The sequence below is a fragment of the Pseudomonas sp. St316 genome (assembly GCF_018325905.1).
Lineage (GTDB): Bacteria > Pseudomonadota > Gammaproteobacteria > Pseudomonadales > Pseudomonadaceae > Aquipseudomonas.
In genome coordinates this window covers 2506590-2530520 of the sequence record NZ_AP021901.1, presented here as the reverse complement: position 1 = coordinate 2530520, position 23931 = coordinate 2506590, and the positions used below count along the sequence as shown (strand labels likewise).

Annotated in this window: 21 protein-coding genes and 1 pseudogene; 12 read left to right on the top strand and 10 right to left on the bottom strand. The window is 62.3% G+C overall.

All coding sequences use genetic code 11. The features are described from left to right. The first annotated feature begins 6 nt into the window (after positions 1-6). The 6 genes from nuoI to nuoN are packed head-to-tail and all read left to right on the top strand — an operon-like array spanning position 7 to position 6271. Positions 7-555, top strand: a complete 549-nt coding sequence (nuoI, locus tag KI237_RS11490) for an NADH-quinone oxidoreductase subunit NuoI (RefSeq protein WP_003180051.1) — start codon at positions 7-9, stop codon at positions 553-555. 9 nt (positions 556-564) lie between these two features. Beyond that, positions 565-1065: an NADH-quinone oxidoreductase subunit J gene (nuoJ, locus tag KI237_RS11485; RefSeq protein WP_212799902.1), complete on the top strand. Its 501-nt coding sequence runs from the start codon at positions 565-567 to the stop codon at positions 1063-1065. 4 nt (positions 1066-1069) lie between these two features. After that, the gene (gene nuoK, locus KI237_RS11480) at positions 1070-1378 is read left to right on the top strand and encodes an NADH-quinone oxidoreductase subunit NuoK (RefSeq protein ID WP_003180046.1); all 309 of its coding nucleotides are present in this window, start codon (positions 1070-1072) and stop codon (positions 1376-1378) included. Next, positions 1375-3228, top strand: a complete 1854-nt coding sequence (gene nuoL, locus KI237_RS11475; RefSeq protein WP_212799901.1) for an NADH-quinone oxidoreductase subunit L — start codon at positions 1375-1377, stop codon at positions 3226-3228. Before nuoK ends, nuoL begins: the two co-directional genes overlap by 4 nt. Positions 3229-3267: 39 nt before the next feature. Further along, complete coding sequence (gene nuoM, locus KI237_RS11470) at positions 3268-4800, top strand: NADH-quinone oxidoreductase subunit M (protein WP_212799900.1); 1533 nt, start codon at positions 3268-3270, stop codon at positions 4798-4800. Between the two features lie 7 nt (positions 4801-4807). Continuing rightward, entirely contained in the window at positions 4808-6271 is a 1464-nt protein-coding gene (gene nuoN / locus KI237_RS11465) for an NADH-quinone oxidoreductase subunit NuoN (protein WP_212799899.1), read from the top strand. 147 nt (positions 6272-6418) lie between these two features. Here nuoN and KI237_RS11460 read toward each other — a convergent pair whose 3' ends face one another. After that, positions 6419-6973: a TetR/AcrR family transcriptional regulator gene (locus KI237_RS11460; protein WP_212799898.1), complete on the bottom strand. Its 555-nt coding sequence runs from the start codon at positions 6971-6973 to the stop codon at positions 6419-6421. 126 nt (positions 6974-7099) lie between these two features. Between KI237_RS11460 and KI237_RS11455 the strand changes: the two genes are divergently transcribed. The 4 genes from KI237_RS11455 to KI237_RS11440 all read left to right on the top strand — a co-directional run bounded on the left by KI237_RS11455 (position 7100) and on the right by KI237_RS11440 (position 10252). Then, positions 7100-7744: a DJ-1/PfpI family protein gene (locus KI237_RS11455; protein ID WP_212799897.1), complete on the top strand. Its 645-nt coding sequence runs from the start codon at positions 7100-7102 to the stop codon at positions 7742-7744. Between the two features lie 23 nt (positions 7745-7767). Further along, complete coding sequence (locus KI237_RS11450; RefSeq protein ID WP_212799896.1) at positions 7768-8298, top strand: DUF2867 domain-containing protein; 531 nt, start codon at positions 7768-7770, stop codon at positions 8296-8298. 93 nt (positions 8299-8391) lie between these two features. Further along, positions 8392-9501, top strand: a complete 1110-nt coding sequence (locus KI237_RS11445; RefSeq protein WP_212799895.1) for an NAD(P)/FAD-dependent oxidoreductase — start codon at positions 8392-8394, stop codon at positions 9499-9501. A 274-nt stretch (positions 9502-9775) separates the two neighbouring features. Further along, positions 9776-10252 carry a PA2171 family ribosome-binding persister protein gene (locus KI237_RS11440; protein WP_109755564.1) on the top strand — a complete coding sequence of 159 codons (477 nt, stop codon included), beginning with the start codon at positions 9776-9778 and terminating at the stop codon, positions 10250-10252. A gap of 56 nt (positions 10253-10308) precedes the next feature. Here the strand turns inward: KI237_RS11440 and KI237_RS11435 are convergent, their stop codons facing one another. The 7 genes from KI237_RS11435 to KI237_RS11405 form a co-directional block, all read right to left on the bottom strand. After that, positions 10309-11187 (bottom strand): LysR family transcriptional regulator, encoded by an 879-nt coding sequence (locus KI237_RS11435; protein ID WP_212799894.1) that lies wholly within the window; start codon positions 11185-11187, stop codon positions 10309-10311. Between the two features lie 249 nt (positions 11188-11436). Further along, entirely contained in the window at positions 11437-12066 is a 630-nt protein-coding gene (ycaC, locus tag KI237_RS11430; protein ID WP_030141308.1) for an isochorismate family cysteine hydrolase YcaC, read from the bottom strand. A gap of 145 nt (positions 12067-12211) precedes the next feature. Next, entirely contained in the window at positions 12212-14050 is a 1839-nt protein-coding gene (locus KI237_RS11425; protein ID WP_212799893.1) for an amidohydrolase, read from the bottom strand. Positions 14051-14110: 60 nt separating this feature from the next. Next, positions 14111-14728 carry an antibiotic biosynthesis monooxygenase gene (locus KI237_RS11420; RefSeq protein ID WP_212799892.1) on the bottom strand — a complete coding sequence of 206 codons (618 nt, stop codon included), beginning with the start codon at positions 14726-14728 and terminating at the stop codon, positions 14111-14113. Continuing rightward, positions 14721-15134 carry a DoxX family protein gene (locus KI237_RS11415; protein ID WP_212799891.1) on the bottom strand — a complete coding sequence of 138 codons (414 nt, stop codon included), beginning with the start codon at positions 15132-15134 and terminating at the stop codon, positions 14721-14723. Before KI237_RS11415 ends, KI237_RS11420 begins: the two co-directional genes overlap by 8 nt. Beyond that, positions 15131-16078 carry a LysR family transcriptional regulator gene (locus KI237_RS11410; RefSeq protein WP_212799890.1) on the bottom strand — a complete coding sequence of 316 codons (948 nt, stop codon included), beginning with the start codon at positions 16076-16078 and terminating at the stop codon, positions 15131-15133. Before KI237_RS11410 ends, KI237_RS11415 begins: the two co-directional genes overlap by 4 nt. 131 nt (positions 16079-16209) lie before the next feature. Next, positions 16210-17031: an alpha/beta fold hydrolase gene (locus KI237_RS11405; RefSeq protein WP_212799889.1), complete on the bottom strand. Its 822-nt coding sequence runs from the start codon at positions 17029-17031 to the stop codon at positions 16210-16212. A gap of 375 nt (positions 17032-17406) precedes the next feature. On the opposite strand from KI237_RS11405, the pseudogene KI237_RS11400 reads away from it, so the two are divergent. Next, positions 17407-20195, top strand: a pseudogene (locus KI237_RS11400) (ATP-binding protein). Here the strand turns inward: KI237_RS11400 and KI237_RS11395 are convergent. Next, the gene (locus KI237_RS11395; RefSeq protein ID WP_212799888.1) at positions 20157-21647 is read right to left on the bottom strand and encodes an ATP-binding protein; all 1491 of its coding nucleotides are present in this window, start codon (positions 21645-21647) and stop codon (positions 20157-20159) included. The pseudogene KI237_RS11400 and the gene KI237_RS11395 sit on opposite strands and share 39 nt — an antisense overlap. A gap of 183 nt (positions 21648-21830) precedes the next feature. Next, positions 21831-22781: a GlxA family transcriptional regulator gene (locus tag KI237_RS11390; protein ID WP_212799887.1), complete on the bottom strand. Its 951-nt coding sequence runs from the start codon at positions 22779-22781 to the stop codon at positions 21831-21833. 310 nt (positions 22782-23091) lie between these two features. On the opposite strand from KI237_RS11390, the gene KI237_RS11385 reads away from it, so the two are divergent. Continuing rightward, positions 23092-23814 (top strand): pirin family protein, encoded by a 723-nt coding sequence (locus KI237_RS11385; protein ID WP_212799886.1) that lies wholly within the window; start codon positions 23092-23094, stop codon positions 23812-23814. The last annotated feature ends 117 nt before the right edge of the window (positions 23815-23931 follow it).

Below are 23931 nucleotides of genomic sequence, written 5' to 3'. Positions count from 1 at the left end.
TGACCCATGTTCAAATATATTGGCGACATCGTTAAGGGTACCGGTACCCAACTGCGAAGCCTGGTCATGATCTTCGGCCATGGCTTTCGCAAGCGTGACACCCTGCAATACCCGGAAGAGCCGGTCTACCTGGCACCGCGCTATCGTGGCCGCATTGTCCTGACCCGCGACCCCGACGGCGAAGAGCGCTGCGTGGCCTGCAACCTGTGCGCCGTGGCGTGCCCGGTGGGTTGCATCTCGCTGCAGAAAGCTGAAACCGAAGACGGTCGCTGGTACCCGGACTTCTTCCGCATCAACTTCTCGCGCTGCATTTTCTGCGGCCTCTGCGAGGAAGCGTGCCCGACCACCGCCATCCAGCTCACGCCGGATTTCGAAATGGCCGAGTTCAAACGTCAGGACCTGGTGTACGAGAAAGAAGATTTGCTGATTTCCGGTCCCGGTAAAAACCCTGATTACAACTTCTATCGTGTTGCAGGTATGGCCATTGCCGGTAAGCCAAAAGGCGCCGCGCAAAACGAAGCCGAACCGATCAACGTGAAGAGCTTGCTGCCTTAAGGAAGAAAGATGGAATTCGCTTTCTATTTCGCATCGGGTATCGCGGTGGTGTCCACGCTTCGTGTGGTCACCAACACCAACCCCGTGCACGCCCTGCTCTACCTGATCATTTCGCTGATCGCCGTGGCCATGACCTTCTTCGCCCTCGGCGCGCCGTTCGCCGGTGCCCTGGAAGTGATCGCCTACGCCGGCGCCATCATGGTGCTGTTCGTGTTCGTGGTGATGATGCTCAACCTCGGCCCGGCCGCGGTCCAGCAGGAACGCTCCTGGCTCAAGCCCGGCATCTGGGCGGGACCGGTGATCCTGTCCACCCTGCTGCTGGGTGAACTGCTGTATGTGCTGTTCGCTCACCAGAGCGGTCAGGCCATCGGTCACACCACCGTAGGCGCCAAGGCCGTGGGCATCAGCCTGTTCGGTCCGTACCTGCTGGTGGTCGAACTCGCCTCGATGCTGCTGCTTGCCGCAGCCGTCACGGCGTTCCATTTGGGCCGTAACGAGGCGAAGGAGTAATCACATGCCTGCTATCCCTCTCGAGCATGGTCTGGCGGTTGCCGGCATCCTGTTCTGCCTCGGCCTGGTTGGCCTGATGGTCCGCCGCAACATCCTGTTCGTACTGATGAGCCTGGAGGTCATGATGAATGCCTCCGCCCTGGCCTTCATCGTGGCGGGCGCTCGCTGGGCACAGCCGGATGGACAGATCATGTTCATCCTGGTGATCAGCCTGGCAGCCGCCGAGGCCAGTATCGGCCTGGCGATCCTGCTGCAACTGTATCGCCGCTTCCACACGCTCGATATCGACGCTGCCAGTGAGATGCGCGGATGAACATGATCTTTCTGACTTTCGTATTTCCCCTGATCGGTTTCCTGCTGCTGTCGTTCTCCCGGGGACGCCTCTCGGAAAACGGCTCGGCACTGATCGGTGTCGGCTCCATCGGCCTGTCGGCGATTGTCGCCGCCTACGTGATCTGGCAATTCAACGTCGCACCACCCGAGGGTGGGCACTACACCCTGGTGCTGTGGCAATGGATGGCGGTGGAAGGCTTCACGCCGAACTTCGCCCTGTACGTCGACGGCCTGTCGATCACCATGCTTGGCGTGGTGGTCGGCGTGGGTTTCCTGATCCACCTGTTCGCCTCCTGGTACATGCGCGGTGAAGCCGGTTATTCGCGCTTCTTCGCCTACACCAACCTGTTCATCGCCAGCATGCTGTTCCTGGTGCTCGGCGATAACCTGTTGTTCCTGTACTTCGGCTGGGAAGGCGTGGGCCTGTGCTCGTACCTGTTGATCGGTTTCTACTACAGCAACCGCAACAACGGGAATGCCGCACTCAAGGCGTTTATCGTCACCCGGATCGGCGACGTGTTCATGGCCATCGGCCTGTTCATCCTGTTCCAGCAACTGGGTACGCTGAACATCCAGGAACTGCTGGTCAAGGCGCCCGAGCACTTCAAGGTCGGTGACTTCTGGATCGTCCTGGCGACCCTGATGCTGCTGGGCGGCGCCGTCGGTAAATCCGCGCAACTGCCGCTGCAAACCTGGCTGGCGGACGCGATGGCTGGCCCTACCCCGGTCTCGGCACTGATCCACGCCGCAACCATGGTGACCGCCGGTGTCTACCTGATCGCCCGTACCCACGGCCTGTTCGCCCTGGCGCCGGACATCCTGCACCTGGTCGGCATCGTCGGCGGCGTGACCCTGGTACTGGCCGGTTTCGCCGCCCTGGTACAAACCGACATCAAGCGCATCCTCGCCTACTCGACCATGAGCCAGATCGGCTACATGTTCCTGGCCCTGGGCGTCGGTGCCTGGGAAGGCGCGATCTTCCACCTGATGACCCACGCCTTCTTCAAGGCCCTGCTGTTCCTTGCTTCCGGTGCGGTGATCGTTGCCTGCCACCACGAGCAGAACATCTTCAAGATGGGCGGCCTGTGGAAGAAACTGCCGCTGGCCTATGCCAGCTTCATCGTCGGCGGCGCGGCCCTGGCGGCCCTGCCACTGGTGACCGCCGGTTTCTACTCCAAGGACGAGATCCTCTGGGAAGCGTTCGCCAGCGGTAACCAGGCACTGCTCTATGCAGGCCTTGTGGGTGCGTTCATGACCTCGCTGTACACCTTCCGCCTGATCTTCATCGCGTTCCATGGTGAAGCCAAGACCGAAGCCCACGCGGGCCACGGCATTGCCCATTGGCTGCCCCTGTCGGTGCTGATCGTGCTGTCGACCTTCGTCGGCGCCATGATCACCCCACCGCTGGCCGATGTGCTGCCGCAAAGCGTCGGCCATGCCGGCGGCGAAGCCAAGCACAGCCTGGAAATCGCCTCGGGTGCCATCGCCCTGGCGGGTATCCTGCTGGCCGCCCTGCTGTTCCTGGGCAAGCGTCGTTTCGTCACGGCGATCGCCAACAGCGGCATCGGGCGATTCCTTTCGGCCTGGTGGTTCGCCGCCTGGGGCTTCGACTGGATCTACGACAAACTGTTCGTCAAGCCATACCTTGCGATCAGCCACATTCTGCGCAAAGACCCGCTCGACCAGACCATTGGCCTGATCCCGCGCATGGCCAAGGGCGGCCACACTGCCCTGAGCCGTACCGAGACCGGTCAACTGCGTTGGTATGCGGCTTCCATGGCGGCTGGCGCCGTACTGGTTATCGGCGCCATCGTGCTGGTAGCGGTCTGATATGAACCTTGCGAACTTGCGAAAGGAAACGAGCCCGTCATGATTCTGCCCTGGCTAATCCTGATCCCCTTCATCGGCGGCCTGCTGTGCTGGATCGCGGAGCGCTCCAGCTCCACGCTCCCGCGCTGGATTGCGCTGCTGACCATGTCCCTGGAACTCGCGCTCGGCCTCTGGCTGTGGGCGACCGGCGACTATTCATTTGCACCGGCGCCTGGCGCCGATCCGACCTGGGCGCTTGAATTCAAGCATGCCTGGATCGCGCGCTTCGGCATCAGCGTGCACCTGGCCCTCGATGGCCTGTCGCTGCTGATGATCCTGCTGACCGGCCTGCTGGGTATCCTCTCGGTACTCTGCTCCTGGAAAGAGATCCAGCGTCACGTGGGTTTCTTCCACCTGAACCTGATGTGGATCCTGGGCGGTGTCATCGGCGTGTTCCTGGCGCTGGACCTGTTCATGTTCTTCTTCTTCTGGGAAATGATGCTGGTGCCGATGTACTTCCTCATCGCGCTCTGGGGTCACAGTTCTTCGGACGGCAAGAAAACCCGGATCTACGCGGCGACCAAGTTCTTCATCTTCACCCAGGCGTCCGGCCTGATCATGTTGGTGGCGATCCTTGGCCTGGTGCTGGTCAACTTCAACAACACCGGCGTGATTACCTTCAACTACGCCGATCTGTTGAAAGTGCAGATGTCCAAGACCACCGAGTACGTGCTGATGCTCGGCTTCTTCATCGCCTTCGCGGTGAAGCTGCCGGTGGTGCCGTTCCACTCCTGGCTGCCCGACGCCCACGCCCAGGCGCCGACCGCAGGTTCCGTGGACCTGGCGGGTATCTTGCTGAAGACGGCGGCCTACGGCCTGCTGCGCTTTGCCCTGCCGCTGTTCCCCAACGCTTCGGCCGAGTTCGCGCCGATTGCCATGACCCTGGGCCTGATCGGGATTTTCTACGGTGCGTTCCTGGCCTTCGCCCAGACCGACATCAAGCGCCTGATCGCGTTCTCCAGCGTCTCGCACATGGGCTTCGTGCTGATCGGGATCTACTCCGGCAGCCAGCTCGCGCTGCAAGGCGCGGTGATCCAGATGTTGGCTCACGGCCTGTCGGCGGCGGCACTGTTTATCCTCAGTGGCCAGTTGTACGAGCGCCTGCACACCCGGGACATGCGTGAGATGGGCGGCATCTGGTCGCGCATCGCCTACCTGCCGGCCATCAGCCTGTTCTTCGCAGCCGCTTCCCTGGGCCTGCCAGGTACTGGCAACTTCGTCGGCGAGTTCCTGATCCTGATCGGCTCCTTCGTCAGCTCGCCATGGATCACGGCCATTGCCACCTCCGGCCTGGTGTTCGGCTCGGTCTACTCGCTGATCATGATCCACCGCGCCTACTTCGGTCCGGCCAAGTCGGATGAAGTGTTGCGTGGCATGGACGGTCGCGAACTGATCATGGTGCTCGGCCTTGCGATGCTGCTGGTTTACCTCGGCGTCTACCCGCAACCGTTCCTCGACACTTCTGCCGCCACGATGCATGGCGTGCAGCAGTGGCTCGGCACCGCCTTCTCTCAACTCGCTTCGGCCCGGTAAGAGCGCTATGGAATTCACGATTCAACACTTTATCGCGCTTGCGCCGCTGTTGATCACCAGCGCCACGATCATCGTGGTGATGCTGGCGATCGCCTGGCGGCGCAATCACTCACAGACCTTCCTGCTGTCGGTGGCGGGGCTGAACCTGGCCTTGCTGTCGATCCTGCCGGCCCTGAAAGTCGCGCCCCTGGCGGTCACCCCGCTGATCCAGATCGACAGCTTCGCCTGCCTGTACATGGCGTTGATCCTGGTCGCCACCCTGGCCTGCGTCACCCTCGCCCACGCCTACCTCGGCGATGGCGGTTCGGGTTACCCGGGCAACCGCGAAGAGCTGTACCTGCTGATCCTGATGGCCGCCGCCGGTGGCCTGGTCCTGGTCAGCGCGCAGCACCTGGCCAGCCTGTTCATCGGCCTGGAACTGCTGTCGGTACCGGTCTACGGCCTGGTGGCCTACGCCTTCTTCAACAAGCGCTCCCTGGAAGCCGGCATCAAGTACATGGTGCTGTCGGCGGCCGGTTCCGCGTTCCTGTTGTTCGGCATGGCCCTGCTCTACGCCGAAGCCGGCACCCTGAGCTTCGTCGGCATCGGCCAGGCCCTGGCGGCCACCGGCCTGCCTAGCCCGATCGCGCAACTGGGCCTGGGCATGATGCTGATCGGCCTGGCGTTCAAGCTGTCGCTGGTACCGTTCCACCTCTGGACCCCGGACGTCTATGAAGGCGCCCCGGCGCCCGTAGCGGCGTTCCTGGCCACCGCTTCGAAAGTGGCCGTGTTCGCGGTCATGGTGCGACTGTTCCAGATCTCGCCCGTGGCCAGCAGCGGTGTGCTGAGCAACGTGCTGACCATCATCGCCATCGCGTCGATCCTGTTCGGTAACCTGCTGGCACTGACCCAGAGCAACCTCAAGCGTCTGCTGGGTTACTCGTCCATCGCCCACTTCGGCTACCTGCTGATCGCCTTGATCGCCAGCAAGGGCCTGGCCGTGGAAGCCATCGGCGTGTACCTGGTCACCTACGTGATCACCAGCCTCGGCGCGTTCGGCGTGATCACCCTGATGTCCTCGCCGTACAACGGCCGCGACGCCGACGCCCTGTACGAATACCGCGGCCTGTTCTGGCGCCGTCCGTACCTGACCGCCGTGCTGACCGTGATGATGCTGTCCCTGGCTGGCATCCCGCTGACCGCCGGCTTCATCGGCAAGTTCTACATCATTGCTACCGGCGTCGAGGCCCACCAATGGTGGCTGGTCGGCTCCCTGGTGCTGGGCAGTGCCATCGGCGTGTTCTACTACCTGCGCGTCATGGTCACCCTGTACCTGATGGAACCGAATCTGCGTCGCCACGATGCCGAGTTGCACTGGGAGCAAAAGGCAGGCGGCGTGATGCTGCTGGCCATCGCCTTGCTGGCGTTCTTCCTTGGCGTTTACCCGCAGCCGTTGCTGACCCTGGTTCAGCAGGCTGGCTTGACGGGCTGATCGTGTAACGGTAGTTCGTAGAAAACAGAAACGGCACCTTTGGGTGCCGTTTTTTCATGCGTAAGGGAAACACCTTTACCGTAGGCCAGTGGCGTGAACGTTAGCCCTGGAGCGCTATTTATTCAGTTACCCGATTTAGCTCATGACTCAGGCCCGCCACGGTGCAAGCGCCCCTTCGAAAAGTGAAAAGGCTCGATTCAGGAAACGGTTGAAGCGAGCGGCATCATGCCGCAGCCCTGCCTGTTGACCACCAATCAGGCACAGATGGGCCACCTGCCCCATCACTTCTGCTTCACCCGGTATATGGACCAAGCGGCGGCACGCCCGTATCGCAAAGTCCAGTCGCCGGGTGTCAACACGCTGCTGAAACTCGCCTACCAACGGATCGTGCAGCGACCAGGCTCGGATGGATACTTCCCGCCCAGGGTGTTTCTCAGCGGCAATACTCAAGTAGCGTTTCAGGATTTCGCCCGCGCTACGACCCTGCGCCGCATAAGCGAGCATGCGCTCCGTGTAGTCTTCCTCCCAAGCGGCCAGCAAGGTTCGGACGAAATCTTCGCGATTGCGGAAATGGTGATAGAAGGATCCGCGGGTCACATTCAGTCGGCGCGATAGGCTCTCGGCCGAAACGCCGATATGCCCTGTTTGGTCGAGGGCCTCAAAACCAGCCGCGATCCAATGGTGACGCGTTAGTTTTTTCACCGGTCATTTCGCTCCCTATTCAGCGCCATACAGACTGTGTATGGCGCGTAACCGATTGGTACGCTGCGAACACCAGCCAAGATGGCCGTTGCGTTTTGCACGCCAGCACTTTTCATGGAGCTCGCCTTGAAGAAAATCGTTCTGGTTGCTTTCGACCAATTCACTGACATCGACCTCTTTCTGATGTGGGACATCTTAGGCCGCAACACTGAGGACTGGCACGTCCGAATATTGGGTTCCAGCGCTATCGTGCGATCGGCGCACGGCCTGCCGGTTTCGGTGCACGGTCCACTGTGCGAGGCCAACAGTGCCGACGCGGTATTGTTCGTCAGCGGCAAGGAAGGAGTACCCGCTGCATTGGCCGCCCCGGATTTCCTGCCGTCGTTTGAACTTGACGCCAGGCGCCAGCGAATCGGCTCCATATGCGCCGGAGCGTTCATTCTCGAACGGCTTGGGCTGCTCGGCGGCCAAGCCACTACCCATCCGGATGCACGATCGAGCCTGCAAGCGCTGGGACTTGAGTCCATGGACCAGCCTCTTGTATGCCAGGGGAACGTTGCAACCGCTGGCGGATGCCTTTCGGCGCTCTATCTGGTGGGATGGTTGGTTGAATCCTGGTTCGATGTCGACAAGCGCCGTGCGACGTTGCTCCCTGTTCTACCGGCGGGGCAGCAAGCGCTCTATGATGCCTTGATCGGGCTTAGTATCCGACAAGGAAAAGTTGGCACCTCCCAACCAGAAACGCGACATGGCATGTCGTCCAATTGGTAGTCAGGACTCAGGAGAGCCCCCCGATGCCTCGAGAATTTGAGCTCATTATGTCCGTGCCAGTCCCCTCTAGGTCCGGCATCACCCACCTTTACAAGTCGATGAACCTGGCGGACGCTTTTGCGATTCGGCTTCCTGCGGGCGCATCCCGCAATCCAGATGTGCTCGCTCGATTCATCCTTTCCCACCAGCCATCCTGGATCGGAAGGCTCATGAAAGTCCGAGACACTGTCGTTGCCTGCTTTGGTCTCAAGACAGCCAAACATTTAGCATCACTTGCTGATCGGGTTGGGATCTTCAAGGTCTACAGCACGAACCAGACTGAAATCGTGCTGGGAGAGGACGACAAGCACCTCGACTTCCGGATATCGATCCTATGTTCTGAAGAGACAGAACCAGAAAGCCGTCGCCAGCTCGTCTTCTCAACCGTGGTCCAGTGCCACAACCGTCTAGGCCGGGCCTACATTTTCGTTATTGCCCCCTTTCACCGCCAGGTTGTCAAGGCCAGCCTCCTGCGTGCAGCACGCGTCGGTTGGCCTGTGGCGACTGGCCCCTGAGGCTCAGAGCGCTGTGTGCCCCCGCGCTACTTCCCCTTCCCAAGCAGGGCTATCCTCAAGCCGCAACCTGCAAGCCGTGAAGGAGAAACAACGTTGAATGTCGATATCGAGTGCGTCGTCGTAGGCGCGGGGGTCGTCGGGCTCGCCGTGGCACGGGAAATGGCCCGGGCCGGTCATGAAGTGCTGGTGATCGAAGCCGCCGAAGCCATCGGCATGGGCATCAGCTCGCGCAACTCCGAAGTCATCCACGCGGGCATTTATTATTCGCCGGGCAGTCTGAAGGCGCGGCTGTGCGTCGAAGGCCGGCACCGGCTGTACACCTATTGTGAAAGCCACGGCGTCGCCACCCGCCGGCTCGGCAAGCTGATCGTTGCCACGGATCAGGCGCAGGTGGGCGGACTCGAAACATTGCTTGAACGAGGCTTGCTGAACGGCGTGGACGACCTGCGTCTGCTTGATCAAACACAGGCGCAGGCATTGGAACCGGCCCTGGCCTGTGTCGCCGCGCTGTATTCGCCTTCCACCGGCATCGTCGATTCCCACGCCCTGATGCTGGCCTTGCTGGGTGACGCCGAAGCGGCCGGGGCGAACATTGTCTTCCACACGCCGTTGCTGGGTGCTCGCGTCATCACTGGGGGGTTCACGCTGGAATTGGGCGGCACGGCGCAGATGAGCCTGTCCTGTCGCCTGCTGATCAATGCCGCGGGTCTCCAGGCGCCGGCCCTCGCCCGCCGCATCGAGGGCCTGGCCGCGCAATCGGTGCCCCAGGATTTTTTGTGCAAGGGCAACTACTTCAGCCTGGCCGGACGGGCGCCGTTCCGGCACTTGATCTACCCCGCCCCGGAAGCCGCCGGCCTGGGCATCCACATGACGCTCGACTTAGCGGGCCAGGCGCGTTTCGGCCCGGACACCGAATGGGTCGAAGTGGAAGATTACCGAGTGGATCCGGTTCGGGCCGAAGCGTTTTACCAGGCCATTCGAAATTACTGGCCGGGCCTGCCGGGCCAGAGCCTGCAACCGGCCTACAGCGGCATCCGCCCGAAGATCTCCGCGCCCGGCGAAGCGACCCGCGACTTTGTCATCAGCAGCGAGGCCGAACACCAGGTGCCAGGGTTGATCAACCTGTTCGGCATCGAGTCGCCCGGGCTGACGTCCTGCCTGGCAATCGCCAGCCGGGTCCGACAACGGATCGAAGATGTCTAGTGGCCTGTACGGTTAATTCGGGTACTCAAATTCTGGCGCCGAAGTTGAGTGCACGAATTAGCCACATAGGCCACTAGCCACCAGCGCAAAGTGCAACGCGTTTTGCACCCCACTCATGCAGCCTGCACGATGCCAGAAACCTTCTTCGTTTCAACTTATTGTTTTTAAAGGATTTTAAATCGCTCTTCGACTGGCACAACTGATGCAATTCAGCTCCTACGCGGCGTCGGCGCTTGAAGCCTGCCCGCATCCGTGTATTGCCAAGGAGCTACCTATGAATGCCATCGATCTGTTGAAAGCCGACCACGAACGCGTCAAAGCCATCCTGACTCAGCTGAGCGAGTCGACCGACCGCGCCGTGAAAAAACGCACTGACCTGTTGGCGAAACTGGAAATGGAAATTTCCATCCACACCCGCCTGGAAGAAGAAATTCTTTATCCGGCTTTCAAGCAGGCAGGCGGCAAGGACGAGGCCGAGATGTACTACGAAGCCAAGGAAGAACACCGCACCGTCGACTCGCTGGTGCTGCCGGACCTGAAAACCACCGATCCAACCCAGCCGGAATTCGCCGGTCGGGTGAAAGTGGTCAAGGAACTGCTTGAGCACCACATCGAGGAAGAAGAAAAGGAAATGTTCCCTCTCGCGAAAAAACTGCTGGGCAAGGCAAAACTCGACGCCTTGGGTGCCGACATGGAGACCATGAAAGCGCAGTACAAAAAAGAACTGAGCAGCGCCAATCTCGCCGCCTGATCAAGGCGCCGCAGATGCTTCAGCCGTCATGTGACGGCTGAATGCGTTGCGGCGCTTTACTGCATGTGTTCGCGCAAGAATTCCACCAACGCCTGCACTGGGCGTGCACTTTGCCGATGCTGGGGATACACCGCCGACAGCGCCAGCGGTTCGGTCTCAAAGCCTTCCAGGACCTTGATCAGCCGCCCATCCTTCAAGGCATCGCCGAGGATGAAGCCGGGCAGATAGGTGATGCCCATGCCGGCAATGGCCGCGTCCCTGAGCAAATCCCCGTTATTGGCGCGCATGCGTCCCGTGACCTCCAGGGTCAACGGTTTGCCAGTCCCCGCAAAACGCCACTGCACCTGGCGGCTGTGCCCGTAGGGCAAGCAGTCGTGATTGCGCAGGTCTTCAGGCCGCGCGGGCGTGCCTTTTTGCGCCAAGTAGGTGGGGCTGGCGCAGTACACCCGCTCGATGGTCGCGATGCGCCGGGCAATCAGCGTCGAATCCTCCAGCACGCCGATGCGCAGCGCCAGGTCATAGCCCTCCCCCAGCAGATCCACCGAGCGGTCGCTCAGGTCTACCTCGACGCTGACGCCCGGATAGCGCTGCAGGAACAGCGGCAGCAGGCTGCCCAGGTGCGCCACGGCGAAGGACAGCGGTGCGCTGAGGCGAATGGTGCCGCGGGGCTCGCGGGTCTGGCCGCTGATGCCCTGCTCCACCTGTTCGACTTCATTGAGCAGGCGCAGCGCCGCTTCGTAATAGCGCTGGCCCAGGGGTGTGACATCCAACCGCCGGGTCGAGCGATTGAGCAGGCGCACGCCCAGGCGCTGTTCCAGTTCCATCAGCTTGCGGCTGACGAACTGCTTGGACAGCCCCAGCTTGTCCGCCGCAGCGGTGAAACTGCCCGACTCCATGACCTGGGCAAAGATGCGCATTTCTTCGAAGGGGTTCATTGTCATCCCTAGGGTGGACAGTCATGGGGTTTTTCTGGGCATTGTGATCTTGGTGAGTCAGATTGACCAGCTGTTGAATGTACCGACGCTATCGCGAGCGAGCTCGCTCCCACAGGGGACCCTGGTAATTACAAGAATCGTGTGGGAGCGAGCTTGCTCGCGATAGCGGTGGCACAGCTAGCGAAGCGTTAATGCCTGGCACAAAAACGCCCGCACAAGGCGGGCGTCGTCCAGCAGCAATCACTGAGCTTACTTGGCCGTCAGCGCCGAGTAGCTGTTCATCAGGTTGCGGTAGTTCGGAATGCGCTGGGACAGCAGGTTGCCCAGGCCTTCGATGTCGTTGCGCCAGTCGCGGTGCAGCTCACAGGCCACCGAGAACCAGTTCATCATCTGCGCGCCGGCAGCGGTCATGCGGACCCAGGCGGCTTGTTGCACGGTTTCGTTGAAGGTGCCCGAAGCGTCGGTGACGACGAACACGTCGAAACCTTCAGCCAGTGCCGACAGGGTCGGGAACGCCACGCAAACATCGGTGACCACGCCAGCGATGATCAGTTGCTTGCGGCCGGTGGCCTTGATCGCCTTGACGAAATCTTCGTTGTCCCAGGCATTGATCTGGCCTGGACGCGGGATGTACGGCGCATCCGGGAACATTTCCTTGAGCTCCGGCACGATCGGGCCGTTGGGGCCTTGTTCGAAGCTGGTGGTCAGGATGGTCGGCAGCCCGAAGAACTTCGCCAGGTCAGCCAGGGCCAGCACGTTGTTCTTGAACTCGTTGGGCGAAAAGTCCTGGACCAGGGAGATCAGGCCGGTCTGGTGATCGACCAGCAGGACGACCGCATCGTCTTTGTTCAGGCGGTTGTAGGCGGGAACGTTGCTCATGGGATGACTCCTTTGGATGGATGAAGTGCAAACTGTGGGAGCGAGCTTGCTCGCGATGGCGGCGGACCCATCAACAGAGTCATTGCCTGATACATCGCTATCGCGAGCAAGCTCGCTCCCACAAGGGCTAGGTGTTTGTGCTCAGTCAGAACGCAAAGCAGGAACAGCCAAACGCGCCCCAGAAACCTTGGAAATCGCTGACCGGGACGTTCGACAATCGCGCCCGTTCATGGCTGTGGGAATGCACCGTGCACGGACCGCTGCACTGGTGGACTTGGGCCTGCAACGGTGAAGTCGGGCGCCAGTGACCGGGGACCTTGACCACCGGCGACCAGTCCGGCAGCACCGGGACGCTGGCCGGGCCGAGTTTTTCGAAATCACCGGCGGCGTACACGACCTTGCCGTCGACCACGGTCAGCACCGACTCGATCCACTTGATGGCTTCTTCCTCGACGCTGAAGAAGTCCGCGCTCAGGGCCGCCAGGTCCGCCAGTTGCCCCACCTTGATCTGGCCTTTCTTGCCCTGCTCCGAGGAGAACCAGGCGCTGCCGTGGGTGAACAGTTCCAACGCGGTCAGGCGCGGCAGGCCTTCTTCGTGCAACGAAAGGCCGCCGACCGTGCGGCCGCTGACCATCCAGTACAGCGAAGTCCAAGGGTTGTAGCTGGAGACGCGGGTGGCGTCGGTACCGGCGCCCACCGGCACGCCTTCGGCGAGCATGCGCTTGATCGGCGGCGTGGCTTCGGCAGCCTTGGCGCCGTAGCGGTCGACGAAGTATTCACCCTGGAAGGCCATGCGGTCCTGGATCGCGATGCCGCCACCCAGCGCCCGTACGCGCTCGATGTTCTTCGGCGTGATGGTCTCGGCGTGGTCGAAGAACCACGGCAGGCCGTTGAACGGAATGTCGCGGTTGACCTTCTCGAACACATCGAGCATGCGACTGATGGATTCGTCGTAGGTGGCATGCAGGCGGAACGGCCAGCGCTGCTCCACCAGGTGCCGGACCACCGGCTCCAGGTCCTGCTCCATGCCAGGAGGCAGGTCGGGGCGCGGTTCCAGGAAGTCCTCGAAATCCGCCGCCGAGAACACCAGCATTTCCCCGGCGCCGTTGTGCCGCAGGAAGTCATCGCCCTGGTGCAACTTGACGCTGCCGGTCCAGTTCTTGAAGTCGCTGAGTTCTTCCTTGGGCTTTTGGGTGAACAGGTTGTAGGCGATCCGCACCGTCAACTGCTGCTCGCGGGCCAACTGCTCGATCACCGCGTAGTCGTCCGGGTAGTTCTGGAAGCCGCCGCCGGCGTCGATAGCGCTGGTCAGGCCCAAGCGATTGAGTTCACGCATGAACTGGCGGGTGGAGTTGACCTGGTACTCCAACGGCAGTTTCGGTCCCTTGGCCAGCGTCGAGTAAAGGATCATTGCATTAGGCCGCGCCACCAGCATGCCGGTGGGCTCGCCTTTGCTATCACGCACGATCTCGCCACCTGGCGGGTTCGGCGTGTCGCGGGTGTAGCCGGCGACACGCAGCGCGGCGCGGTTGAGCAAGGCGCGGTCATACAAGTGAAGGAGGAACACCGGGGTATCCGGGGCCGCCTGGTTGAGTTCTTCCAGAGTCGGCATGCGCTTTTCGGCAAACTGGAATTCGTTCCAGCCGCCCACCACGCGTACCCATTGAGGCGTCGGCGTGCGGTCGGCCTGATCCTTGAGCATGCGCAAGGCATCGGCCAGGGATGGCACGCCTTCCCAGCGCAGCTCCAGGTTGTAGTTCAGGCCACCACGGATCAGGTGCAGGTGCGAGTCGTTGAGCCCGGGGATAACGGTGCGGCCCTTGAGGTCAATGACCTGGGTGCCGCTGCCACGCAGGGCCATGGCCTCGGCGTCGGTGCCCACGGCAACGAATTTGCCTTGGCTGATCGCCACGGCGCTGGCCCGGGGGTTTTCCCGGTCGACGGTGTGGAACTGGCCATTGAACAGAATCAGATCGGCGTTCATAGGGTTTTCCTTCAACTATCAAAAAATGATTGCGTGGCGAAGCGTTTTCTGGGGTTACGCCTACGGTTCCAGGTGTTCGTGGGCCTTCGAGGCTTCCATCCAGGGGGCGAACAAACGGGTCGCCAGCGGCATGCACACGTAGCAGACCGAGAGGACGATGGTCAGAGTGATCAGGAACGTGGCCACCAGGTAGTTGGAGAGAAAGGCGTTGAGTTGCAGCACCGGTCCCCAGATCAGTGGCACCAGCAAGGTGTGTGGCAGGATCACCAGCAACGTCACCACGGCCTGTTTCCAACGCGGCGGCGGTGTGGCCGCATCGGCCAGCGGGGTGAACCAGAATTCCTTGTGCGCGCCGACTTCGGTCTGGTCACCGTCAGCCAGCAACGGCGTAGCCTCCTCCACCAGCTCGCGGCGCTCGGGCGAATCCAGCCAGCGTTGCAGGGCCTCGGTGGAACAGAAACGCAACACGCAGGTGAACAGCGACAAGCCGTCCTGCTTGCCCCGCACCACGTCCACGCCCAGGTGCCCTGGCCAGCCACCGGCAACGCGCACGATGCGCCGCAACCAGGCCTCGTAGGCTGCATCCTGGCCGGCCTTGATCCGGTGCTTGACCACCAGGGTGACAATTTCGTCAACGCCAGGCTTGGCCTGGGACTCAACGGTTTGCAATTCAGGCATGACGAAGTACTCCAACAAAGCGCGTGTTCAGCGCCAGGCGACCAGGGCCGGCGATGAATACGCTGGTAAAGATGATCAACAACAGCCAACCGAACTGCCCTTGCTCCAGACTCCATTGCGGGTGCACCACCAACAGTGCCACCGCCAGCAGGAACAGGATGGGCAGGCACGCCAGGCGTACCAACACGCCGGCCATGATCAGCAATGGACACAGCACTTCGGCGAAGATCGCCAGGATCAGCGTAGGCGCCGCGCCCAGGTGAAACGGGTCTTCGATGCGGGTCAGTTCGTCGCTGTAGTGCAACAGCTTTGGCAACCCGTGGACCCAGAGTAAAAACAGCGCGCCACTGAGGCGCAGGAACAGCAAGCCCAGGTCTTGCAGCGGGCGTTCGTCGGTCATGTTCATCGGTGAGCTCCGTCCGAATCCGCGTAGGCCGCAGCCGGCAACGATTGGGACATGTGGGTGGCAATGCGCGAGCGCAGCCAGCGCTCGGCCGGGTCGTTGTCATGCACACCGCTCCAGACCATCGACAGCTCTGCCGCGTTGATCTCGAACGGCGGGTCCTCGGCGCGCAGCGCGCAGCCTTCCACCAGCGCGCAGGCGGCGTAATCGGGCACGGTGGCGATCAGCTCGGTGCCCGCCAGCAAGGCCCGCAAGCCACTGAACTGCGGCACCCCGAGCACCACTTTGCGGCTGCGGCCGATGCGGGCCAGGTCCAGGTCGATGTTGCCGCTCAGGTCACCCGAGAACGAGACCATGGCGTGTGGCCGCGAACAGTATTCATCCAGGGTCAAAGGCCCCGGGCGCTTGTCGCCGCGCAAGACCTTGCAAGGGATGTCCCGCAGCTTCTTGCGCTTGGCGTTGGCCGGCAGGTCGGTGGTGTAGCTGACGCCGACGCTGATTTCACCGCTGGCCAGCAGCGACGACATCAGCAGATAGTTGGCCCGGCGCACCACCACGATGATGCCCGGTGCCTCTTCACGCAGTTGGCTGAGCAAGGGGGGAAACAGGCCGAACTCGGCATCGTCGGACAGACCGATGCGAAACACGTCGCAACTGGTGGACGGATCAAAGGCCTTGGCCCGGCTGACGGCGCCGGAAATCGTGTCCATGGCCGGTTGCAGCTCTTGCAGAATAGCCATCGCCCGTGGCGTCGGCTCCATGCCGCGACCGTGGCGGATCAGCAACGGGTCATCGAAAAGATCCCGCAACCGCCCCAACGCCGCGCTCACCGCCGGCTGGCCCATGAACAGCTTTTCGGCGACGCGGGTCAGGTTTTTCTCGAACATCAGCGCCTCGAAGATCACCAGCAGGTTCATGTCGAGACGGCGCAAGTCATTGCGGTTCATGGGTGTTGTTCCTGTTGAATGCCAATCCTGTGGGAGCGAGCCTGCTCGCGAATGCGGTGGCACAGTCGACATAAGTGCCAGTTGACCCACCGCTTTCGCGAGCAGGCTCGCTCCCACAGGTGTGTGGCTTATCAGCCCTGGATGAACGCCAGCAGGTCCGCGTTCAACTGGTCCTTGTGGGTGTCGGTCAGGCCGTGAGGCGCGCCGGGGTAGATCAGCAGCTGCGAGTTCTTGAGCAACTTGGCGGCGGCAATGCCGGCGGTTTCGATAGGGACCACCTGGTCATCATCGCCATGCACCACCAAGGTCGGCACGTCGATGTTGCGCAGGTCTTCGGAAAGATCGGTCTCCGAGAACGCCTTGATGCAGTCGTAGGTGTTTTTGTGGCCGGCGAGCATGCCTTGCATCCAGAACCAGTCGATCATGCCCTGGGAGACTTTTGCCCCCGGACGGTTGGCGCCGAAAAACGCGCTGGCCACATCTTTGTATAGCTGAGAACGGTCGGCCAGGGAGGCCTGGCGGAAACCGTCGAACACTTCGATGGGCAATCCGCCAGGGTTGGTCGCGGTCCTGACCATCAACGGCGTCACCGCCGAGATCAGGCCGAGCTTGGCGACACGCGCGGCGCCATGACGACCGATGTAACGCGCTACTTCACCGCCGCCGGTGGAGAAGCCGAGCAGCACCGCATTCTTCAGATCCAGGCGCTCGATCAGTTCGGCCAGATCATCGGCGTAGGTGTCCATGTCATTGCCGTCCCACGGCTGGCTGGAGCGCCCGTGCCCACGACGGTCATGGGCGATCACCCGGTAGCCGTTGGACGCCAGGAACATCATCTGTGCCTCCCAACTGTCCGAGTTCAACGGCCAGCCATGGCTGAAGACCACCGGTTGACCACTGCCCCAGTCCTTGTAGTAAATCTCTGTGCCATCGCGGGTAATGAAGGTGCTCATGACGTGACTCCTTGAGGTGGGTGGATCGCTTTATGGTCCGGCCGTGGGGGGCACCTGCGTGAGTTAAACGTTGTTAATTTTTTCGGGACGCCGGTGTTAAGAACCCGATGGGGATTGCTTGCTTTTGTGGCGAGGGGATTTATCCCCGCTGGACGGCGAAGCCGCCCCAGGACTGTCACTTCGGGGTGCCAGACTTATTTGAGGATTGGGCTTTGGGGGCCGCTTCGCGGCCCAGCGGGGATAAATCCCCTCGCCACAAGGATTTGTGTCTGCCGATGGCTCTGGATAAGGCTGTTCACCGTTGCGCTTGAGACAAAACCTGAGGAATATACTCGGGTAAAGCCCAGGCACCGGGACCAGAACATTGAGAGCACCATGAGCCAATACCTCAGCCTGCCCGTCGAACAGACGGTGCATTTCGGCCCTTATCGGGTCCATCCTCGCCAGCGTCTGGTGCTTGAGGGTGGGCAGCCGTTGCGCCTGGGACGGCGGGCCGTGGAGATTCTGCTGGTGCTGCTCGAACACGCTGGCGAGGTGGTGAGCAAGCAGCAATTGATCGCCCAGGTCTGGCCCAGGAGCGTGGTGGAAGACACCAACCTGCGCGTGCACGTCGCGGCACTGCGCAAGGCCCTCGGGGATGGCCAGGCCGGGCAGCGCTATATCGTCACCGTGGCGCAGCGCGGCTACAGCTTTGTCGCGCCGCTGTCATTCGCCCCCTCGACCAATTGGCGCGCATCCCCCATCCATCGTTGGCGCGCAACCTGCCGCTGCAGCGCACGCGCATGATCGGACGCCAGGCCCTGGTGGAAAGCCTGGTGGCCCAGCTACCGCGAAAACGCTTCATCACCCTGGTCGGTACCGGCGGCATCGGCAAGACCACCGTTGCCCTGCGGGTCGCGGAACGGCTGATCGGCCAGTACCGTGACGGCACTCATTTGCTGGACCTGGCATCGCTCAACGACGCGGCCATGATCGCCCCCAACCTGTGCGCGTTGCTCGACCTGCCATTGCAGGACGGTGATCCGTTGGACGCCATCGCCCGACAACTCAGGGAGCGGCATCTGCTGCTGGTGATCGACAACTGCGAACACCTGATCGACGCCATCGCCCAGCTCAGCGAAACCCTGCTGCGCGGCGCCCCTCACCTGCATATCCTGGCCACCAGTCGCGAAGGCCTGCGCGCCGAAGGCGAACACGTGCAGCGCCTGGACGCCCTGGCGTTCCCGCCCCGGGAAATGCCCATCGAAGGCTACCCCGCCCTGCAATACCCGGCGCTGCAACTGTTTGCCGAACGGGCGATGGCCAGCCGTGACGACTTCGAGCTGAACGACCACGAGATGCCGTTGGTCATCGACATCTGCCGACGGCTGGACGGCATTCCCCTGGCCATCGAGCTGGCTGCCGCACAAATTGGCCGTTTCACCCTGGAGGAGCTTCACCGGCAACTGCAAGACAGCGTCGCCCTGCTCCACAACGACACCGAAGTCGCACCGCGCCAGCAAACCCTGCGCGCCACGCTGGACTGGAGCTTCGCGTTGCTCACGGCCTGCGAGCAGACCTGCCTGCGGCGGCTGGCGGTGTTCATGGGCAGCTTCAACCTGGCCTCCGCCGCCGCAGTGATCGTCGGCCAGCATGTCGCGCCCGAGCAGGTGCTGGTGTCGGTCAGCCAGTTGGTCGCCAAATCGTTGCTCAATGTAGAGATCGGCGATGAAGAGGTGCGCTATCGCCTGCTGGACACCACCCGCCGCTATGCCTTGGAGCAACTGGCCGAGGCCGGGGAACTGGCGGCCAGTCAGGAACGCCACGCCGAGCGCTGCCTGGCGCTCATGGGACAAGCGGAAAGCGATTGGGAAAACACCCCCACCCGACTGTGGATCGCCCGCTACGCCGACTATCGCGACGACATCCGCGCAGCGCTCGACCGAGGCTTGGGCCCGCAGGGGTCACATGCCGTAGCGATCCGCCTGACCGCCCGTACCCTGCCCCTCTGGCAGGAGCTGTCCCTGCTCAAGGAACACGGTCTCTACGTCAACAAAGCGCTGCAATTGTTGCGGGCCAGCCCCGCGCCATGCCCCCGCTTGACCCTGGCTCTGGAACTGGCCCACGCCAGTTTCAACTACCACACCGAGGGCGGAACGCCGGCCACTGTTCGCGCCTTCGCCACGGCCCGGCAACTGGCCCGGCAATGCCAGGACTTGGCCGGCGAGCTGCGGGCCGTGTCCGGGCAAATGACCGTCGAGCTCAGTTGCGGTGACTACCAACAGGCCCTGGCACACAGCCGGGATTTCGACCGGTTGGGCGTGCAGGGCGACCCAACCCTGTCCTTGAGCACACAACGCCTGCGGGTGCTGGCGTTGCACTTCATCGGCGACCAGCGCGCGGCGCGGCGCGAAGCCGAACAGGTGATCCAGCGCCTGGCCCAGAGCGGTCACCTCAGCCGCTTCAACCACGGCTTCGGCGTGCAATACGATCAGAGCGTGGCCGCGTTGACGGTCCTGGCGCGCATCCTCTGGCTGCAAGGTTTTGCCGAGAAAGCCCGGCGCACCGCCAACCTGGCGCTGCAGATCGCCGTACAAATCAACCACGGTATTTCGATCTGCTACACCTTGGCGCTGGCCGGTTGCGTGATCGCCCACTACAACGGCGATTATCCGAGCGCCCGAGAAAGGCTCGAGTTGTTGAAACAGCAGGCCAGAAAACATTCGGTGATACTGTTCCATGACTGGGCTTGCCATTACGACGACGCATTCGATGGCCAGCCCTTGGCAACGCGCCCGACAAACGGCTTGATCCAGGACATCGCCGTCACCCTGCGCAGCGACTTCGTCAGCCCGGCGCAAATCGAACGGGCCCGCAGTGGCGCCGCGGGCTGGTGTTCGGCGGAGATCCTGCGGGCCAGCGCCGAGACCTTGCTGGGGCGCAATGAACCGTCCCTGGAAGAAGCCGCCGAAGCGCAACTGCTGGCCGCCCTGGACGTGGCACGTCGTCACCAGGCCCTGGCTTGGGAACTGCGCAGCGCCACGTCCCTGGCCCGTTTGTGGCAGCGCCAGGGGCAGGTGCATGCCGCGCAGGCGCTGCTCGAGCCCATCTATCGACGCTTCACCGAAGGTTTCGAGACCCCCGACCTATTGGAAGCCGGCGTGCTGCTCCAAGCGCTGACTTGACGGTTGGGGCCTTGAACGCCGGACTCCCCAAGCACCTTGCAGCACGTAACGCCGATGAAACACAGGCCATTGACCGCTGCGTCGCAGTTTGTCCATGGCATAGGCGCGAGTGGTGTGGAGCAGATGCAAGCGCCCCCCTTCGGCAAGCGGCTCGACCATCAGCAGTGACACGCTCAACAGCCGCGACAGCAGCGAGGGTAATTTCCCGACACTCAGTTCAGCGCAACTGATCACGGCCAGCGCCGCCTTGAGCGTAAACGGCCCTTCGAACACTGCCAGGCGCTGGAATGCGGTTTGTTCGTCAGCGCTCAACCGCTCGAAACTCGAGTCCAGCATCGCCCCCAGGCTGCGGTGCCGGGCCACCGCTGTGCGCCGTCCGTGGCTCAAGTGTGATAAACCGTGATCCAGTTGTTCCAGGACGCCAGCCACTCCCAAGGCATCAACCTGGGCCGCCGCCAGTTCCAACGCCAGCGGCAATCCGTCCAGGCGCTGGCAGATCTGTGCGAGCGTCGGCCAGTCGCGGCCACCCGCCTTGAACCCCTCCTGCCGGGCGCCAACCCGCTCCATCAGCAACTGCACCGCCGGACATGCCTCGATCTGGTGCTCCGGTTCCAAGGGCGACGCCACAGCCAGGCCCGGCAGTGACACAATTCTTTCACCCGGCAAGTCCAAGGGTTCGCGACTGCTAAGCAGCAGCGCCATCCCGGGCGCCGCCGCAGCCAGTGTCTGGACCAGTTCGCGACAGGCATCGAGCACATGCTCGCAACCGTCGAGCACCAACAACATCCGACAGAGTTCGAGGGAGCGAGCCAGGGAACTTTGCTGCACGCCCAGCACGCCGGCCACCTGCGCCATCACTTGTGAAGGATCGCTGACGGCCGCCAGGTCAACGAACCAGGCACCGTCCTCAAAGTGCTCGAGCAGCAGCTCCGCCACCCGCAACACCACGGTGGTCTTGCCGACCCCGCCCGGGCCGCTCACGGTGGTCAGGGCTTGACGGGGTACTTGCGCCAGTAACCGCCCCAGGACTTTGTCGCGCCCCACCACCGGGCTCAAGCGCGTGGGCAGGTTGTGCCGCTCGGTTCGGGGACTGAAAGGCAACGCAACGCGCTCTTGCGCCACCAGGGGCACCGCAAGGCAATAGCCTTGTCGAGGATGATTGAGGATATAGCGAGCGCCGCCCCGCCCTTCACCGAAGGCCCGCCGCAGCGCCGCGATATGCACCCGCAGGTTGATGGCCTCCACGACGCTGTCCGGCCAGACGTGGGCGGTGAGTGTTTGCTTGCTGACATAGTGGCCGGCGTGCTCCACCAACACCTGCAGGACATCCAGGGCACGGCCGCCCAGTGCGAGGGGCTGGCCGTCACGGGTGACCAGCCGCTGCTGCCGGTAGAAGGCAAACGGACCGAAGCTCACCGCCTGCTCGCTATCGGGTTTGACGAAACTGTTCATGGGCGATCCAGCGCTGGATAACCGGTGCGGGCGTCAGCGTGCGGATCGCCGAACACGTCTGCCCTGGCTCCAGCGCATCCTTTCCAAAGGGTTCGCCGTTATCTTGGCAGGCGCAGCCCTCAGGACAATGCTGGCACAGGGAGCGCCACGGACATCACGGTGCCCTGGACGGACACCGATGGCTCAACTGAACTGCTGGCGATACTGCACCGGGGTCAGGCCGAGCTTTTCACTGAACAAAAAGCGCATATGCCGCACACTGCCGAAGCCACTGCGAAACGCCACGGTCTTGAGCGGCAGGTCGGTGGTTTCCAGCAACTGACGCGCCCGGTCGATGCGTGCGCCTTGCAGGAACTCCATGGGTGTCATCTTCACTTCACGGGCGAAGACGCGGGCGAAATGCCGCGCGCTCATGGCGGCCAACGCGGCCATGCGCTCAATGGTGAAGGCTTCTTCCAGATGTTCCATTACATGATTCTGCACCCGGGTAATGGCCGATTCCTGCGTCGACACCGCCGCCACCGAGGGGCTGAACTGCGCCTGTCCACCCTGGCGTTTCATCACCACCAGCAACACCTTGGCCACGTCCAACGCGACTTTGCGGCCGTGATCCTGGGCGACGATGGACAGGGCCAGGTCGATCCCGGCGGTGACGCCGCCGGAGGTGATCAGGCGCCGGTCCTGCAGGAAAATCTTGTCGGTTTCCACCAGGGCCTTGGGGAATCGTTGGATCAGGCGCTCGGTGTAATGCCAGTGGGTGGTGACGCGATAACCATTGAGCAAGCCCGCTTCACCGAGCACAAAGGCCCCGGTGCAAATGGAGCCGTAGCGCGTAGCTCGTTGCGCCGCGGCCCGCAACCAGGTGTGCAATCCTGGATGCTGGTCGTTATAGGCCCCCGGCCCGCCCGGCACCAGCAGCACGTCATAGGCCGCCCATGCCTGGTCGATATGAATATCGGCCTGTACCGTTACGCCGTTGGAGGCCCGCAAAGCCCCGCGCTCGGTCCCCAGGGTCAGCAATTGATAACGCTGGTCCGCTGCCAGGTAACGATTGGCGATGGAAAACACCTCGAGAGGCCCGGCCATGTCGAGCAGCAAAAAATCCGGGAACAGCACCATTGCAACGGTTTTCATCGGGAAAGACACCAATAAATCCAGAAACTATAAATGCCTCTGTGGGAGCGAGCTTGCTCGCGATAGCGTCGGATCAGTTGGCCTTGATGCGACTGACCCACCGCTATCGCGAGCAAGCTCGCTCCCACAGGGTTTATCGCTAGCATTATGTCGAAGCGAAGCACCCGCCGGTAGGCATTCTCGATTGTCCACTAAGAACGGACAGTCTTTCGTTTTACACCTACTTATTGAACATGTGGATAACCATTAACCTTCTTCTGAACCCGGCGAACGGTCCAGCCTTCGCCCACAGACATCAGGAGAATTGATCATGCTGACCCTTCGCAAAGCTTCGGACCGCGGCATTGCCCGTCACGGCTGGCTGACCTCATTCCACACCTTCTCGTTCGCCAGCTACCGTGACCTCAACGAACAGGGCTTCTCCGACCTGCTGGTTATCAACGATGACCGGGTCGCCGCCGCCAAGGGTTTTGGCCAGCATCCCCACCGGGACATGGAGATCTTTTCCTATGTGCTCGAAGGGGCGCTGGAACACAAGGACACCTTGGGCACAGGTTCGGTCATTCGCCCGGGTGACGTGCAGTTGATGAGCGCCGGCAGCGGCGTGGCCCACAGCGAGTTCAACCATAGCGCGGACGAGTCGGTGCACTTCCTGCAAATCTGGATCGTGCCCAACGTCAGCGGCGCCACGCCACGCTACCAACAGGAGCATTTCAGCAGCGAGCAGAAACGCGGTCGCCTGCAATTGATCATCTCCCCCGACGGGGCCGACGGCTCGCTCCAGGTGCGCCAGGATGCACGCGTCTATGCCGGGTTGTTCGATGGCGAGCAACGCGCCACCCTGACCCTGGCCCCGGATCGCTATGCCTACGTGCACGTGGCCCGAGGCGCTGTCGAGCTCAACGGCGTACCGTTACAGGAAGGTGATGGCGTACGGGTGCGCGAAGAGCAGGTCCTGACGTTGAGTAATGGCCAGGATGCCGAGGTGCTGGTGTTCGATCTGCGGCCGCAGGAACTGCCGCAGATGCCATGAAGCAACCCGTAACCCCTGTAGGAGCGAGCTTGCTCGCGATAGCGTCGGATCAGCCCGCCTTCATGTGGCTGACATTGCGCCATCGCGAGCAAGCTCGCTTTCCCTTTTGGTTGGCGC

Bases quoted from the DNA above. Each gene is read 5' to 3' on its own strand.
- nuoM (WP_212799900.1), top strand. From the start codon at position 3,268: ATGATTCTGCCCTGGCTAATCCTGATCCCCTTCATCGGCGGCCTGCTG.
- KI237_RS11395 (WP_212799888.1), bottom strand. From the start codon at position 21,647: ATGAACAGTTTCGTCAAACCCGATAGCGAGCAGGCGGTGAGCTTCGGT.
- KI237_RS11390 (WP_212799887.1), bottom strand. From the start codon at position 22,781: ATGAAAACCGTTGCAATGGTGCTGTTCCCGGATTTTTTGCTGCTCGAC.
- KI237_RS11425 (WP_212799893.1), bottom strand. From the start codon at position 14,050: ATGAACGCCGATCTGATTCTGTTCAATGGCCAGTTCCACACCGTCGAC.
- KI237_RS11410 (WP_212799890.1), bottom strand. From the start codon at position 16,078: ATGAACCGCAATGACTTGCGCCGTCTCGACATGAACCTGCTGGTGATC.
- KI237_RS11435 (WP_212799894.1), bottom strand. From the start codon at position 11,187: ATGAACCCCTTCGAAGAAATGCGCATCTTTGCCCAGGTCATGGAGTCG.
- KI237_RS11440 (WP_109755564.1), top strand. From the start codon at position 9,776: ATGAATGCCATCGATCTGTTGAAAGCCGACCACGAACGCGTCAAAGCC.
- KI237_RS11415 (WP_212799891.1), bottom strand. From the start codon at position 15,134: ATGAACATGACCGACGAACGCCCGCTGCAAGACCTGGGCTTGCTGTTC.
- ycaC (WP_030141308.1), bottom strand. From the start codon at position 12,066: ATGAGCAACGTTCCCGCCTACAACCGCCTGAACAAAGACGATGCGGTC.
- KI237_RS11385 (WP_212799886.1), top strand. From the start codon at position 23,092: ATGCTGACCCTTCGCAAAGCTTCGGACCGCGGCATTGCCCGTCACGGC.
- KI237_RS11450 (WP_212799896.1), top strand. From the start codon at position 7,768: ATGCCTCGAGAATTTGAGCTCATTATGTCCGTGCCAGTCCCCTCTAGG.
- nuoN (WP_212799899.1), top strand. From the start codon at position 4,808: ATGGAATTCACGATTCAACACTTTATCGCGCTTGCGCCGCTGTTGATC.
- KI237_RS11420 (WP_212799892.1), bottom strand. From the start codon at position 14,728: ATGCCTGAATTGCAAACCGTTGAGTCCCAGGCCAAGCCTGGCGTTGAC.
- nuoJ (WP_212799902.1), top strand. From the start codon at position 565: ATGGAATTCGCTTTCTATTTCGCATCGGGTATCGCGGTGGTGTCCACG.
- nuoI (WP_003180051.1), top strand. From the start codon at position 7: ATGTTCAAATATATTGGCGACATCGTTAAGGGTACCGGTACCCAACTG.
- nuoK (WP_003180046.1), top strand. From the start codon at position 1,070: ATGCCTGCTATCCCTCTCGAGCATGGTCTGGCGGTTGCCGGCATCCTG.
- nuoL (WP_212799901.1), top strand. From the start codon at position 1,375: ATGAACATGATCTTTCTGACTTTCGTATTTCCCCTGATCGGTTTCCTG.
- KI237_RS11405 (WP_212799889.1), bottom strand. From the start codon at position 17,031: ATGAGCACCTTCATTACCCGCGATGGCACAGAGATTTACTACAAGGAC.